This is a genomic window from Parabacteroides hominis, from assembly GCF_014287585.1.
Lineage (GTDB): Bacteria > Bacteroidota > Bacteroidia > Bacteroidales > Tannerellaceae > Parabacteroides > Parabacteroides hominis.
Map to the genome: position 1 here is coordinate 96066 of NZ_JACOOJ010000012.1, position 15180 is coordinate 111245.

Below are 15180 nucleotides of genomic sequence, written 5' to 3' on the forward strand. Positions count from 1 at the left end.
TCTAAATTTAATATTAATACTAATGTTTATAAAAAGTTCAGTTCTATCGTACGTTTGTTAACTATTGTCTTTTGAAATCGAATACGTACGTTTTTTTTAGTCATTTTTTTAGAGGTGACGGGAAGTTCGTATTAAAAAGAGCGTTTTTCGTCCTAAGTAAGCTATCTGATTGATAAGAAAGGATATAGAAAAAGAAATTTTCTTTGAGAAAAGGATTGCAGGTTTAAAAAGTATATGTATTTTTGTAGCTGAAAAATGACGAATTTAAACGTACGTTTTCTTTAGTCATTTTGAATATGCCTCCTATCCTTTTTATATTCAATCACTTACAAACGATTTTCACCCCATTTTCGCCCTTATAATATAGGTACATGCGTACATTATTAATGATTTATATTAGGCTGATAATCAACCACTTTTCAAAAACGATAAAATGACAAAATCGCCCTTTCTGCGATTTTGCCCCATTTTCGGCCCTATTTTGGCAAAAAAACGCCAGCGGAATTCCTCCCCTGAACAAGATGAGGCCAATCCCCGAACACATCCCTCTTTTTGTTGCCCCAGCATGAAAATTTATTTTCCTCGGTGAGAAAATTTATTTTCACCGGCATGAAAATTTATTTTCATGCAAATGAACATGCTGAAAAAAACGAAGAGGCCCGTAACTGGAAAGCTACGGAATGATTACAGAAAGAGATACTTACAAAAAAAGTTGTATCTTTGGCTATTCAAACACCAAGACAAGAGAGAAAAGCCTATGTATAAGAATGGTAAATATCGGGAGACCGATAAAATGAGCGATCTGATCTGCGAGAATTATCCGATGGTGCTTGTTATGAGCCGCTTCGGTATTGCACTCGGATTCGGAGAAAAGAACATCGGAGAGGTGTGCCGCCAAAACGGTGTCGATCCCTGCACGTTCCTGACCGTCGTGAACTTTCTGACGGAAGAGGTCTCCGCGCCGATGACAAACATTGACAAATGCCTGTCGATCGAGGCTTTGATCACTTATCTGCATAATGCACACGCCTATTTCCTGGACTTCCGGTTGCCCCATATCCGCCGCAAGTTGACGGAAGCGATTGCCGGCTGCCCGAAAGATGTGGCGTTCGTCATCACTAAATTCTTTGATGAATATGCGGCAGAGGTGAACAAACACATGTCGTATGAGGAAAAGACGGTATTCCCTTATGTACGGGGATTGCTGAAAGGCGTGAAAGATCCGAAATACAATATAACGATCTTCAGGAAACATCATGACCAGATCGAGATGAAGATCATCGAGCTGAAAAACATCCTGATCAAATACTATCCGGGGCCCGGCAGCAACCTGCTGAACAGCGTATTGTTCGACATCTTCGCGACCGAACAGGATCTGGCTTCCCATAATCATGTGGAAGACTATCTTTTCGTGCCGGCGATCCTGGCTCTCGAAAAAACAATACAGTGATGCCTATGAGCACCTTATTAAACATAGCGATTGCCGAACCGTCCGCCATCATCCGGAGCGGGCTCGAAGCGGTATTGAAGCGGCTTCCCGGATTCCGCATCCAGATCATCGAAATAGCCACTGCGGAGCTTTTGCAGGAGACGCTTCGCTCGCACAAACCGGATATGCTGATTATCAACCCGTCGCTTCCCGGTTGCTACACCATGCAGCTTCTCAGGGAGGAAACCGGCTGTACGGAGACGAAATGCATAGCCCTGCTGTATGCCGTCGCCGACCATGCCCTGCTACGGCCCTACGACGACCAGATCAGCATCTACGACAGCCCGGACGAGATTCGCCACAAACTGGAACGCCTCCATACGCCGCCGGAAGCGGAGGCCGAAAACGAAGAACAGCAGACACTCAGCACACGCGAAAAGGAAATCGTGGTCTGCGTCGTCAAAGGGATGACAAACCGCGAAATAGCCGACCGCCTGTTCCTTTCCACACACACCGTTGTCACGCACCGACGCAACATCGCCCGGAAATTGCAGGTACACAGTGCCAGTGGTCTGACCGTATACGCCATTGTTAACAAATTAGTTGAACTAAACGACATCAAATTATAATCCATGAAGAAAAACAAACTTACTTTCCTCGCGTCGTGCCTTGTCCTGTCAGGGACACTCTGCACGCAGGCGCAAAACAAAACGCCACAGGAAATCCGGATACCGGATACCTACAAATTAACGAATAAGTCCATCTACCGGAACGGTTGGATAGACTTCAACAAGAACGGGAAAAAGGATGTATATGAAGATCCTGCGGCCCCGATCGACGCACGTATCGAAGACCTTCTCTCGCAAATGACCGTCGAAGAGAAGACCTGCCAGATGGTTACGCTCTACGGCTACAAGCGGGTGCTGAAAGACGACCTGCCGACGCCGGAGTGGAAAAACCAGCTCTGGAAAGACGGAATGGGAGCCATCGACGAACATCTGAACGGTTTCCAGCAATGGGGGCTTCCCCCTTCCGACAACCCGTATGTTTGGCCGGCTTCGCGCCACGCCTGGGCTTTGAACGAAGTGCAACGGTTCTTTATCGAAGAGACACGCCTCGGCATCCCGACCGATTTCACGAACGAAGGCATTCGCGGGGTGGAAAGCTACATCGCCACCAACTTCCCGACACAGTTGGGATTGGGACATACCTGGAACCGCGACCTCGTCCACAAAGTCGGGTATATCACCGGACGCGAAGGACGTCTCTTAGGATATACCAACGTCTATGCCCCGATCCTCGATGTCGGTCGCGACCAGCGTTGGGGACGCTATGAAGAGGTATATGGCGAAAGCCCGTATCTGGTAGCCGAGTTGGGCGTGGAAATGGCAAAAGGCATGCAGACCGATTACCAGGTGGCCGCTACTTCCAAACACTACATCGCCTACAGCAACAACAAAGGCGGACGTGAAGGGATGGCGCGCGTAGACCCGCAAATGTCACCACGCGAAGTCGAGATGATCCATGTATATCCCTGGAAACGGGTTATCAAGGAGGCCGGCATCCTTGGAGTCATGAGTTCGTACAACGATTACGACGGGTTCCCGATCCAGAGCAGCTATTACTGGCTGACGACACGTCTGCGCGGCGAATTCGGTTTCCGCGGCTATGTGGTATCGGACAGCGACGCCGTCGAATATCTTTTCTCCAAGCACGGGACTGCCGCCGACATGAAAGAATCCGTGCTGCAAAGCGTATTGGCGGGATTGAACATACGTTGTACGTTCCGCTCACCGGATTCATACGTCTTGCCGCTTCGCGAACTGATCGCGGAAGGTGCTCTGCCGATGTCCACGATCGACGACCGCGTACGTGACATCCTGCGCGTCAAATTCCTCGTCGGATTGTTCGACCACCCGTATCAGATCGATCTGAAAGAAGCGGACAAAGAGGTGAACAGCGTCGAAAACCAGCAGGTTGCCTTGCAGGCTTCAAAAGAATCGCTCGTTCTGTTGAAGAACCAGGACGCCGTTCTTCCTTTAGACGTTAACAGCGTTTCCAAGATCGCCGTATGCGGCCCGAATGCCAATGAAGAGGCATACGCTTTGACACACTACGGCCCGCTTGCCGTAGAGGTGACAACCGTATTGGAAGGTATTCAGAATAAGGTAAAACCGGGTACGGAAGTGCTCTTTACCAAAGGTTGCGACTTGGTAGACGCCAATTGGCCGGAATCGGAGCTGATCCGTTACCCGCTGACAGGCGAAGAACAAAGTGAAATCGACAAAGCGGTCGAAAACGCAAAGAAAAGTGATGTAGCCGTTGTCGTACTGGGCGGCAGCAACCGCACCTGCGGGGAAAACAAATCGCGCTCCAGCCTCGAACTGCCGGGCCGCCAGCTCGACTTGCTGCAAGCTGTCGTAGCCACCGGAAAACCGGTCGTATTGGTGCTGATCAACGGACGTCCGTTGTCGATCAATTGGGCGGACAAATATGTTCCGGCCATCCTCGAAGCCTGGTATCCGGGTTCGCAAGGCGGTACGGCCATTGCAGACGCTCTGTTCGGCGACTATAACCCAGGTGGAAAGCTGACCGTTACCTTCCCGAAGACAGTCGGACAGATTCCGTTCAACTTCCCGACCAAACCGAATGCACAGGTCGACGGCGGACGCAACAAAGGGTTGGACGGCAACATGTCCCGCGTGAACGGCCCGTTGTACCCGTTCGGCTACGGATTGAGTTATACGACTTTCGAATACTCGGACATTTCGATTCAGCCTGCTGTCGTGACGCAGGTTCAACCGGTCACCGTCCGTTGCAAGGTAACGAATACAGGCAAACGCGCCGGAGATGAAGTGGTACAATTATATGTACGCGATGTTCTCAGCACCGTTACGACCTACGAAAAGAACCTCGTCGGCTTCGACCGTATCCATCTGAATCCGGGAGAAACGAAAGAGCTTGCCTTCACGATCGAGCCGCGCGACCTGCAACTGCTGAACAGCGATAACCATTGGGTGGTAGAACCGGGAGATTTCAAGGTCATGGTCGGCGCCTCGTCCGAAGACATCCGCCTGAACGACCGTTTCACTGTAGTGGAATATGGTAAAGAGCCAACAAACGCATCGGCAGCTTCCCGGCAGCAGAAATCAGTTATTGCCAGCTCTTCTCAAGAGTCTGCCACGTTGGTATTGGATGGTAACCTGTCTACGGCCTGGAAAGCCAACAAAGGCGAATACATCACATTTGCACTCGAAAACAACGCTTCGCCTAACAGCATCGCGATTGCCTGGAAAGAAAAAAGTAAAGATGCTAAATTTGAAATCCAACTCTCCGGTGGCGGAGGCCAGTTCCTGACCGTATATGAAGGAACAGTGGAGGCTACGAACGAACTGAAGAATTACCGGTTCAAAGGCACGACCGCCAGTGATATCCGTATCGTAATAACCTCCGGCAATGCAAGTATTTCGGAAGTAAAAATCAAGGAGCTTAAGAGTTGAAAGTTTATAGTTGAAAGTTTATAGTTGAAAGTTGAGAGTTGAAAGTTTATATTTCCCCTTAACTTTCAACTCTCAACTTTCAACTATAAATAGATTTCCCCGAAGAACTCCGGACAATGGAAGTTTGGAGAAGGAAGGCCGATCGGGTTCCAACTGACAAAATGCGGAAATTCCGTATCGTCCGCACATTTATAGAAATTACCCATTATCTTTTCCGGCAGGTTGTCAGGATCGAGGCCCATCAAGCGGAAAGGAATGGCAACCACCAATTCCCAGCTATAGACACCCAGTTTCTCAGGAAAAGCAGTATGCGGCAAACTCGAAAAACGACGTATGGAAGCGTATTCTTCAGCTGTCAGCGATTTCTTCGAATCACGCGATTCACGGTAGGAGGCATCACATGTCCCGATACAATTAAACTCGAAATTGTAGTAATTGGGATCATCCAGCCGCTTCATAAAAAACTCCACGCAACTATCCTGATAGACAGGCGAACCATCCGCTTCATAAAGCGCTTTCAGGGAGTTTCCTTTTACAAAATAACGGATATACAAATTACACTTCGATCTTGCAATATCGAATGCCACGATCGGTTTATAGGGATATTCCTCCCAGTTAATCACATCGATCGACTCTCGCTGGGCTTTTTCCATCAAAAAGCCTACGGACGACAGGTCCAGTACATCCAGCGTTTCCAAATAAGGGACTTTCAGTTTCTTCATTTCAATTATAGATTTGGAGTAATGGCAAATGCAAATAAGAAGTCAGCAATACGGATAAAGCTCCGATGATCGCCAAGACAATAATGACCGATCCCACAATCCTATTCAACAACCATATACCTCGCACGTTAAACCATTTCTTCAATTTAGCCACTATATAAGTGATTCCGAACCACCAGAGGACAGCTCCCACCCCGATAAAAGCAATGCCTCCCAACAACATCCAGACAGAATGTTCCGGCAGGACAAAGCCAAAGCGGGCAAACAAACCGATATATAGCAAGACAATTAAAACGTTGCTAAAGGTAAGAAGAAAAGCTGTAATAAAATCCTGGGTGAAGGATAACTTTTTCTCCCGCCGTTTTTTCAGATTCCGGACAGGGTTGGATTGGAATATATAATAGCCGAAAATACCTAATACGATACTGCCGATCAATTGCAAGGGAGCCTGGTTCGCCTCCACAAAATTCACCACGACCCCCATCCCCAGACAGGTCAGCGCAGCATAAATCACATCCGACAGGGCAGCCCCCAATCCGGTGACAAATCCGTGCCAGCGTCCTTTGTTCAGCGTTCGTTGTATGCACAGCATACCGATCGGACCCATCGGGGCGGAAACCAGTACGCCAATTACAATTCCTTTACTTATCAATCCCAGCATTATCCTTCTATTTTCTGCCAAATGATTTGCAAAGATAACGCAAACCGAGAGCAGAATAAAATGAACCTGTTCATTTTAACTAAAAAAACGCCTGCAGGAATGTTTTTTAGATTACCTACAGGCGTTTTCACACTTTATGAAAAAAGACTATTTAGCCTTTTCTTTTTCCAATATTGCTTTCAATTTTGCAACGATTTCAGGATGTTCGGCAGCTAAATTTTTCTTTTCGCCAATATCCTGTTTCAAGTTGTAAAGTTGTTCTTCCTTGCTGTTGCCCAATTCGATATTAGTCAATTTCTGGTAGGCAGCGCCATTGCTCGGAGCAATATACTTCCATTCACCATCGGAAACAGAGAGAGAACCGGCGACTTCGACCACATAGTCGCGCCCTTTCAGGTCTTTGCCCAGGAAAGCATCCAGATGATCCTGGCTGTCAGGGCCGGCTCCCGCTTCAAGCGTCTTACCCATCAGGCTTGCCATGGAAGCATAGAGATCCACTTGCGAAACCAATGCATCGGAAACGCCCGGCTTCACCTGTGCCGGCCAGCTCACGATCATCGGAATACGCGTTCCGGCTTCGAAGATGCTATATTTGCCGCCACGGAAGGGTCCCCAGGGTTTATGGTCGCCTAAAAGTTCGACGGCACGGTCTGCATAACCATCGTCTACGACAGGGCCGTTGTCGCTACTCAAAACAATCAGCGTGTTTTCAGCAATGCCTGCCTTTTCGAGTGCAGCCATCACTTCGCCGACTGTCCAGTCGAATTGCAGCAAAGCATCGCCACGAGGTCCCATGCCGCTTTTGCCTACGAAGCGGGGATGTGGCCAGCGGGGAACGTGCGCATCGTTAGTTCCGACATACAGGAAGAACGGTTCGTCCTTATGGTTTTCGATAAACTGGACAGCTTTGCAAGTGATGCTGTCCGCAATGTTCTCGTCTTCCCACAAAGCCTGCTTGCCGCCTTTCATATACCCGATACGGGAAATACCGTTTACGATCGCCATGTCATGCCCGTGGTTCGGGCTCGGTTTGAGCTTCGTCAGCAGTTCCGGATGGTCTTTTCCCAACGGTTCGCCGGGAAACGGCTCCTTGTAGCTGACGGCAATCGGATCGTTCGGATCGAGGTTGACGATCCGCTGGTTCTCTACGAAAACGCAGGGGACACGGTCGGCGGTAGCCGCCATCAGGTAGGAATAATCGAAACCGATATCCTTCGGTCCGGGAGTGATAAAGCCGTTCCAGTCCTGCGTGCCGGTCTTGTCGCCCAATCCCAAATGCCACTTCCCGATCGCACCGGTCGTATAGCCGCATTCGCGGAACATATCGGCGACGGTCGGCTGTTCGGGACGGATCACCATTCCGGCATCGCCGGCAGCAATTCCCGTATCATTCCGTCGCCAGGCATAATGCCCGGTAAAGAGGGAATAGCGCGACGGCGTACTGGTAGCCGCCACCGCATGCGCATCCGTAAAACGGACGCCCTGTGCCGCAAGCTTTTCCACATTCGGCGTATGAATCGTTTTCGATCCGTTACAACTCAGGTCGCCATAACCGATATCATCGGCTATCAGGAAAATAACGTTCGGCTTCTGTTGCTGCGTTACTTTCTCTTCCGTTTTTTGTTTGTTTCCGGAACAGGAGGCCAGCAAGGTGGCTCCTATTCCTAATACGATTGTTGATTTCATGATAATAATTTATTTATATCGCTTCACATGACTGCACCTTATCGCAAATTCGGATTGATATCCTGTTCGGATTGCGGGATCGGCCACTTATAGTCCTGATCCTGGCGGAAAGCGCGGCTGTTCACCCACCATCTGCCGTATTTGTCCGGTTCACCGTCCGGCTTAATGCTCGTACGCTTCGAACCGGGGAAAGGAGCACCGTAAATATCGCCATTTAATGCTTCATGTGCAATACCCCAACGAAGCAAGTCCCAATAGCGGATACCTTCCATCGCCAGTTCGACGCGGCGTTCGTTCCGAAGAATAGGGCGCAGCTTCCCGGCATTCACTTCCGTGATTGCGGGCATCTGTACAGATGCCCGACCTCTTACCTTATTGATTGTTTCATCCAGTAAAGCCTGGGTAATTCCCTCGCCGGCTTCGAGTTTGGCTTCCAGGTAGCTAAGCAGCACTTCGGCATAACGGATAACAGGCACGTTTCCTCCGTAACTGTTCAGGTCACCGGAGAAAGTCTCGTCGAAATACTTGCGCATCATCAAGCCGGTCTGTGTAGTCTGTCCGCCCATCACCTTATCCGGGCTTTGAGAATCCGGATGGCAATCATAAGTGGAACCTTTAAAAACAGAACCGTTATAATAAATGGTATAATCCAGACGCGGATCTCTGTTTTCGCCTAAGTTATTCGGGTTGTACTGCGGACTGTCATAGCTGAACGGCGTGCCGTCTCTGAACTGGTAGGCTTCAAACAAACCGGCAGCAACGTTAATCAGACACCAGCCCCCGTCTTTCACCGGGAAAGCATGCTGCGGCAGTGCATTTCCGGCCTGATCTTGCAAATACTGCATAGAAAAGATATTTTCACTGCTGTTCTCGTTGCCTGGCAGGAAAAGGGAGGCATAATCAGGATCGATCGCATTGTCGCCCAAATCGATGATCTCTTTATAAGCGGCGGCGGCTTCGCTATATTTCTTGGCGGCCAGCAATGTACGTCCCAGGAATGCGAGAGAAGCCTGTTTGCAGGCACGTCCCGTTTCGGAGGCTTTCAAATCTTTGAAACGGGGCAGACCGGTAGCCGCTTCGGTGAATTCCTTAATGATAAAGTCCGTTATTTCTTCCTTCGTATTCTTCTTTACCGTGTTTGCCTCGTCCTTGGTCAGCACTTTCGTTACCAACGGCACGTCCTGGAAGAACTGGGACAGATAAAAATACTGGGCTGCACGTATGAAACGGGCCTCTGCCGTGAAACGAGCCACGACAGCCGGATCGCTCAGATGGCTGATACCTTCCAGAAAACGGTTGCAACGGGCGATCTTGGCATACGAATTGTCCCAATATGCTTTTGTGTAGGCATTATTCGACAATAACGCCCCGTTTGACATTTTATGGAAATTGGAATTCGTCCCGCGGCGGTCATAAGCATTGTCCGTCGGAAACTCCATAAAGATCAGACCTCCATACGACCACCAGTCCGTCGGTGTATATTCAGGCGAGTTAAACAAGATGTTTCCTTTATAAACGCCGGTCAAAGCCAACTCTGCATTATCTTCGCTGGTCCAGAAATCATCTTCAGCGAACTGATCCAGCGGAGTGCGGTCCAGATCACACGATACGAAAGTAGCTGTTGCTGCCAGCAAAGTGAAAATAAAATATTTGATTCGTTTCATGACTTTTTAAAATTTAAAGTTTACACCAATTGTATAAGTCGCCAAAATCGGATAATAGTTTCCGGAAGTATTGATTTCCGGGTCCCATCCTGGTTTATACTTATTCCAGCAAAGAGGATTCTCGGCCTGCACATACACACGCAGATTGCTTATCTTCGCTGCTTGCAACATCTTTTTCGGGAAAGAATAGCCTAATTGGATATTTTTCAGACGGATATAAGAAGCATCCTGTGTCCAGAAATCGGAAGTTTCGATATTCGGAGTGATCGAATTGCTCAGGTCTTCCAGTCTCGGATAAGCCGGGTAGCGGGTCGGGTTAGCCGGATCGAAACGTCCTTCGGCCTGCCATTTCTGGATATTACCGTCACCTCTGAATGCCCAACCGGCAAAGCCGTCCAGCATACCGGTCACACCGGCAATACCCTGCAACAGGACAGACAAGTCCACGCCTTTATACTCCACGCCCAAATTCAGGCCGAACGTAAACTTCGGAATCCGGGAACCGAGATATACACGGTCGTAGTTCGGATCGATCTTGCCGTCGGGCACACCGTCCGGTCCGCTGATATCCTTGTAGCGGATATCTCCGGGACGGGCATTGGGAGTCACCTTGCTTTGGTCGTGCCAAGCCTTGATGTCATTTTCATCGAGGAAGACGCCGTCCGACACGTAACCGTAATACATATTGATCGGATAACCGACAAACAGATCGCTACCGTTTCCGACCATGCCGTTCAACTGTTCGACATTGCCGACGCCCAAAGTCGTCAGTTTGTTCTTGATGATAGACAGGTTCGCATTGACATTATAAGAGACATCGCCGATCGTATTCCGGTGTCCGACTTCGAATTCCCAACCGAAGTTTTTCAACTTTCCGGTGTTCATTTCCGAAATCTTCTGTCCAAGGATCGTAGAGACACTTCCGCTCGGCTTATACAGGATGTCATACGTGCGGCGGTTGAAGTAAGAAGCGTTCACACTCAGCAGGCCGTTCCACAAAACAGCTTCCAGACCGCCATCGATCGTTTCCGTTTCTTCCCATTTGATCGTCGGGTCTACCGCAGTCGTAACGGCTGCCCCCTGCATATAAGTATCTCCGAAAGGATAGTTCTGTCCCAATTCATATACGGACTGGTACGGATAGTTACCGATATTCTGGTTACCCAGGCGTCCCCATGATGCTTTCAGTTTCAGGTTGGAGATAAAGCCCAGCGATTCGTTTTCCTTGAAGAAGTTTTCTTCCGAAAGTCTCCAACCGGCTGCAACAGACGGGAAGAAACCGAACTTCTTATTTTTCGGGAAACGGGAAGAACCGTCATAACGCACTGTCGATTCAAACAGGTAGCGTTCGTTAAAATTATAACGAAGACGTCCGAAACCGGACTGGATAGCCCAGGCATTACCCGAACCGGTAGCCTTCTGGTTATCCGGCGAACCGGCGTTGATATAAGGCAGGTCGTTACCGGGGAATTTGTCGCGTGAACCCTGTATGTAGCGGTAATCTTCCTGTTCCCAGGAGTAACCGGCCAGGATTCCGAAAGAGTGTCCGCCAAACTTCTTATTGTATTCCGCCGTTGCCTGGAAAGTCTTATAGATCGTCTTCCCCATTTTATGTATCAGCTCGGAAGGTCCCAACACGCGGTCGCCGGACAGCTTCATCGTAGAACGGTACGTACGCTCTTCGCCGTTGGTATAGGTGTAAGCTCCGATGGCAGACAATTGCAAGTCCTTGATCGGGTTATAGTCCAAGCGGACATTCGCATTCAACGAAAATTCAGGATTTTCATAGAAAGAATCGCTCTTGATCCATCCGGCAGGCGTCCCGTGCAATTCACGTCCCGCGCCGAACGTCCCGTCAGACAAAACAGTCGGTGTCAGTCCGGGGAAACGCAACGCTTTCTGAATCAAAACCAACATATTATCGGCATCATCCCCACCCGGAGCCATCGGTTCCTTGCGGTTGCCGTAAACACCGGACAAGCGGCTGGTCAGTTTCAGCCCCGGCAGAATTTCGTTGATCAGGTTGACGCGGGCATTGTAACGTTGATAGTCGTTCTTTTCGACAATACCGTTCTGTTTCAGATAACCGAAAGATACCATATAGCGGTTCTGCGCATTCCCGCCGTTCACCGTCACGTCATGTCCGGTCTGCAAGCCTTTGCGCGAGAACACTTCGTCCAGATAGCGGGCATTGGCATAATGATCCGGATCGCTTCCGTCCTTGAACTTCCGTATTTCATCCTGCGTATAGGCTTCACGGCCTACCGCTTCGTTATAGAGAGTCGCATACTGCCACGTATCGGCAAATTCCGGCAAAGCCGTCGGCGTATTGAAACCGACATATCCGTTGTAACCCACCGATACCTTGCCTTCCTTACCCGTCTTGGTGGTCACCAGGATGACGCCGTTTGCAGCGCGTGACCCGTAGATAGCAGCCGTAGAAGCATCCTTTAATACGGAGATGGATTCCACATCTTCCGAACTGACATCGTTCAGCTTGCCGGGAATACCGTCGATCAGCACCAAGGCATCCGACTTGGTAGCCGCCTTGTCGTCGTTCGAGTTGGTAAACGTGCCGACCCCGCGTACACGGATCTCGCCGCCGCTATTGCCCGGACGTCCCGAACGCTGGATTACGGTCACACCCGCCATCTGTCCGGTCAGTGCATTCGACAACTGCGGAGTCGAACGGTTTTCGAGTTTCTCGCTACCGATCTGGGCGATCGAACCGATCACGTTCACCTTCTTTTCCGTACCGTAGCCGACAACGACCACTTCTTCCAGCGCCTGCGAATCTTCGGCCAACTGGATAGCATAGTCTGTCTTATCGCCTACCGTCAGTTCCTTTGTGATGTAGCCGATATAGGAAATCTGCAATCTGGCTCCTTTCGGGGCATCGAGCGAGAAATGACCGTTCATGTCGGTGATCGTCCCGTTTGTCGTGCCCTTTACCACCACGTTGGCGCCGGCGATCGGGCCGAAAGCGTCCGAAACGACACCGGAGATCTTGCCATCCTGCTGTTTTACTTCGCCCAGCAGAACGATCTTATTATCTTCAATACGATATTTGTAGGAAGACAGTATCTGGTTCAGAACTTCTTTGATATTCCCGTTTCTGATATCCAGATCGACATGTTTCGTCATGTCGATGGAAGAATTATTAAAGAAAAAGACAAATTGCGTCTTCGCCTCAATAGTTTTAATCGCTTCTTCAAGCGTTACGTTGGACAGACTCAGGTTAATCTTCGCATTCTGAGCGTTGCTTTCAACTGCCGAGAGTTGAACAAGGGAAATGGTAACAAATAAAAGTATTAGCTTCATTTTCCTGAATAAATTAATGTTAAGAATAGGTATGGTTATCCCATACGTGGACTTTTTTTTCATACATTTGAATGTTTAAAGTTTTACATTTTGCTCTCACTCTCTTACCTTTGAGAGCAGTTTGTTTAGTTTTACATCAGGCGGATGCTGGTAACATCTGCCTGATTTTTTTGAGTGTTTTTCCGTCTTTTTCAGATCATAGGCAATTTTGTTTATTGTTATTACTTAGGACTTATAATTATTTTATCTTTTTCTATCGTGTACCGGATCGGGCTGATCAGAGCCAGCAGTTTCAGGATTTCTTCCGGCGATTCTTTCCGGATTGTGAGCGACAAACGCTGGTCGAGCAGGACTCCGTTCGTACATTCCACATCCATATTATACCAATGCTTCATCTTATGCAGGACAGTAGACAGCTTTTCGTTCGTACAAACCAGTTTGTCGCCTATCCAGATGATATAATCGGAAGCATCCACATCGTCCAGCTTATAAGCCCCGTTCCGTCTGTTGCAGGATATTTTCTGATTAGGCTTCAATATGATGCTCTTATCCAATCCGGGCAGGAAGACTTCCACTTTTCCGGAAACCAAAGTAGTTTCGACTGTTTCCTTCCCCTTATAATTGCTTACATTAAAGTGAGTTCCCAACACATTGACAACCATCCCGTCCGTTTCGACGAGGAAAGGCGCTTTTTCATTCCGCATCACCTCAAAATAGCCCTCGCCTTCCAACTGTACATGGCGTTTGCCTGCCTGAAAATGCTCCGGGTAAACCAACACACTGTTGGCATTCAGCCAGACGGTTGTGCCATCCGGCAATGTCACAGCGCCTTTGCTGTCTTTTCCCATAATAGCGCGGTTCATGACCAATTGCTTCGAAGAGGATGGGCTGAAGAAATGCTTTTGCCCGGCAAAATAGCTACCCAGCGAACAAATCAGCAAGATAGCGACAGAAGCCGCAACCTTCATATAATAGGAGTTGCGAAGTTGTTTCCGCTTCCTGTCCTGTTCTCCAACTTGTGCCGTGAAACGCGCAAAAGCCTGTTCCACATATCCCGGAGCGGTTACCGGGGTTGCACCGGCGGCTAACCACCTGTCCCTGATTTCGGAAAAAGTCTTCTTATTCGCCTCGCCTGTTTTCAGCCAGTTTAGAATAATTTGTTTCTCGTTTTCCGAGGCATCACCTTGTAAATATTTTATGATTATATCGTTCATCTTTTATTATGCACCTTTATATCTATCACAAAACAAAAAGGAATATCCCTACCTTCGAACCAGAAAAAAACACTATTTTTACAAAAAAATAATCAGAGGCAGTGAGGCAGAAATGAAAAGATCGGAGAAAAACAGTCTAAAGACAGTACGCAGCAGAGCAGGCGACATCTCTCTGTTCCGGCAACTGTTTGACGCCTATTTTCAGTCCCTGGCCACCTACGCCTACCGCTTCGTCAACGACTGGCAGACGGCAGAAGATATCATCCAGGATGTTTTTATGGCACTTTGGGAAAAGAAAGAGGAAATAGATTTCGACAACCCGATCAAGCCCTACCTCTACCGTGCCGCCTACAACCGTTCCATCAACTACCTGAACTCCGCCTTGGTGCAGAAACGAATCGAGGGAGCAGACACGATCGACGAACTGATCAACCAGGAAATCCTCAGCTATAACCAGCACGACACCCTTCTGCTGAAAGAGATCACCGATGAGATCAACCGGTTTGTCGACACCCTCCCGCCCCAATGCCGGAAAGTCTATAAGCTGAGCCGCGAAAAGAACCTGCGAAACAAAGAAATAGCCGCCTGCCTGGAAATCAGCGAGAAGGCGGTAGAAAAACATATCTCCAAAGCATTGAGCGAGATACGCAATCACTTGGTGCGCCTCGACATCCTGTCCATACTGGTCTGCCTGATCGGTAATTCCTCCTGCCATTAGTTTTTGACGAAAGGTTCTCTTTGGGCTGTAAGCTCGAATAGGACATAGCCCAGTCTTCCCATGAATTGACAAATTGCAACCTGTTTCTGCGGTTTTGCCTTAATAATAATATGTTAAATAATATTACCCGCTTGTGTAGATCGATTGGGTCTTGTTCACATTTGCTGCCTTATACACAAATCATCATTCTTTTGAGAAGTTCTATGCTTGCTCGTCCATAACACATTCTTTTAATCATCTTTAATTTGTTGACAAATCCTTCGGT

10 protein-coding genes are annotated in these 15180 nt (G+C 48.6%); 4 read left to right on the forward strand and 6 right to left on the reverse strand.

Annotated elements, in window-relative coordinates:
• The first annotated feature begins 757 nt into the window (after positions 1-757).
• The 3 genes from H8S65_RS09060 to H8S65_RS09070 are packed head-to-tail and all read left to right on the forward strand — an operon-like array spanning position 758 to position 4929.
• On the forward strand, positions 758-1450 hold the full coding sequence (locus H8S65_RS09060; RefSeq protein WP_186929672.1) for a hemerythrin domain-containing protein: 693 nt from the start codon (positions 758-760) through the stop codon (positions 1448-1450).
• A 5-nt stretch (positions 1451-1455) separates the two neighbouring features.
• Positions 1456-2058 carry a response regulator transcription factor gene (locus H8S65_RS09065; protein WP_186929673.1) on the forward strand — a complete coding sequence of 201 codons (603 nt, stop codon included), beginning with the start codon at positions 1456-1458 and terminating at the stop codon, positions 2056-2058.
• A 3-nt stretch (positions 2059-2061) separates the two neighbouring features.
• A complete protein-coding gene (locus H8S65_RS09070) occupies positions 2062-4929 on the forward strand; it encodes a beta-glucosidase (protein WP_186929674.1) in 2868 nt (955 codons plus the stop codon).
• Between the two features lie 83 nt (positions 4930-5012).
• Here the strand turns inward: H8S65_RS09070 and H8S65_RS09075 are convergent, their stop codons facing one another.
• The 6 genes from H8S65_RS09075 to H8S65_RS09100 all read right to left on the reverse strand — a co-directional run bounded on the left by H8S65_RS09075 (position 5013) and on the right by H8S65_RS09100 (position 14197).
• On the reverse strand, positions 5013-5651 hold the full coding sequence (locus tag H8S65_RS09075; protein WP_186929675.1) for a carbohydrate-binding family 9-like protein: 639 nt from the start codon (positions 5649-5651) through the stop codon (positions 5013-5015).
• 1 nt (position 5652) lies between these two features.
• Positions 5653-6312 carry a LysE family translocator gene (locus H8S65_RS09080; protein WP_186929676.1) on the reverse strand — a complete coding sequence of 220 codons (660 nt, stop codon included), beginning with the start codon at positions 6310-6312 and terminating at the stop codon, positions 5653-5655.
• A 147-nt stretch (positions 6313-6459) separates the two neighbouring features.
• Positions 6460-7998 carry a sulfatase family protein gene (locus tag H8S65_RS09085; RefSeq protein WP_186929677.1) on the reverse strand — a complete coding sequence of 513 codons (1539 nt, stop codon included), beginning with the start codon at positions 7996-7998 and terminating at the stop codon, positions 6460-6462.
• Positions 7999-8036: 38 nt separating this feature from the next.
• Entirely contained in the window at positions 8037-9662 is a 1626-nt protein-coding gene (locus H8S65_RS09090; RefSeq protein ID WP_186929678.1) for a RagB/SusD family nutrient uptake outer membrane protein, read from the reverse strand.
• A 6-nt stretch (positions 9663-9668) separates the two neighbouring features.
• Positions 9669-12983 carry a TonB-dependent receptor gene (locus H8S65_RS09095; RefSeq protein WP_255489120.1) on the reverse strand — a complete coding sequence of 1105 codons (3315 nt, stop codon included), beginning with the start codon at positions 12981-12983 and terminating at the stop codon, positions 9669-9671.
• A 221-nt stretch (positions 12984-13204) separates the two neighbouring features.
• Positions 13205-14197: a FecR family protein gene (locus H8S65_RS09100; RefSeq protein ID WP_186929680.1), complete on the reverse strand. Its 993-nt coding sequence runs from the start codon at positions 14195-14197 to the stop codon at positions 13205-13207.
• 112 nt (positions 14198-14309) lie between these two features.
• Here H8S65_RS09100 and H8S65_RS09105 point away from each other — a divergent pair, with 112 nt between their 5' ends.
• The gene (locus H8S65_RS09105) at positions 14310-14915 is read left to right on the forward strand and encodes an RNA polymerase sigma-70 factor (protein ID WP_186929681.1); all 606 of its coding nucleotides are present in this window, start codon (positions 14310-14312) and stop codon (positions 14913-14915) included.
• Positions 14916-15180: the final 265 nt, after the last annotated feature.